Source organism: Streptomyces sp. W16, assembly GCF_033194735.1.
GTDB lineage: Bacteria > Actinomycetota > Actinomycetes > Streptomycetales > Streptomycetaceae > Streptomyces.
This window is the reverse complement of sequence record NZ_JAWOAI010001193.1, coordinates 1-838: the sequence shown is the minus strand read 5'-3', so window position 1 is coordinate 838 and position 838 is coordinate 1. Positions and strand designations below refer to the sequence as shown.

The following is an 838-nucleotide window of genomic DNA, read 5'->3' as shown; positions in this document are numbered from 1 at the left end:
TGCCGCGGGGCCGGCCCCGCCACAGCAGCGAGCCCGAGTCGACCAGCGCGCGTACTCCGGTCACCCGCCCGGGCGCCAGCTGGGCGAACCAGCGCCTGCGGACGGCGGCCGGGTCGTCCAACGCGAGCTCGTGCAGGGCGATGTGCCAGGAGAAGTGGGCCCGGTGGACCGCGCCCCTGCCCTGTCCGGAGACCCAGCCGTCGAGCCAGTCCCGGCCGGCCTCGTGGGCGCCGGACTCGTAGTGGACGTGGGCCAGCGCGTGCACGGCGTGACCGGAGGCCGGCTCAACACCCAAGGCGCGGTGGGCGAGTTCGCCGGCCTCGTGCAGCCGGCCCTGCTCCTGGCGCAGGAACGCGAGCAGCGAGGTGTGGAACCAGTGCCCGTCGTAGGCGGGGGACGTGCGCTCGACGAGGCGGAGCGCGTAGTCGTCGTCCAGGTCGGTGACTCCGGAGAAGGCGATGGTGGGTACGGCGGCGGCGAGGGCGAGCGCGTCGGCGGGGTGGGTGTCGAGGTGTCGTATCAACGCGCGGTCCCCGTCGGTGGATCGGACGCGGCGGGTGATGACGTCCACGAAGGACCGCTCCCGTTCGTCGGCCCGTTCGTGGGCGCAGCGCTGGGCGTCGGCGAGGGCGCGGGGTACGTCGACGGCGGCCCCGCACTCGTGGCCGAGGAGGGCCAACGCGGCGTGGCCCAGGGCGAATCCGGGGTCCAGGGCGACCGCGCGGGCGAAGGCGTCCTCGGCTCCGGCGCGTACTTTGAGGACCCGGTCGAGTCCGCTGCGGTATGCGGTGGCGGCCTCGGCGTGGGTGGAGAGCGGGAGTCCGAGTCCGTCGACGGG

At 75.1% G+C, this 838-nt stretch carries 1 pseudogene; it reads right to left on the bottom strand.

From position 1 onward, the window contains the following. A pseudogene (locus R6V09_RS54150) lies at positions 1-838 on the bottom strand (FAD/NAD(P)-binding protein); the annotation flags it as partial.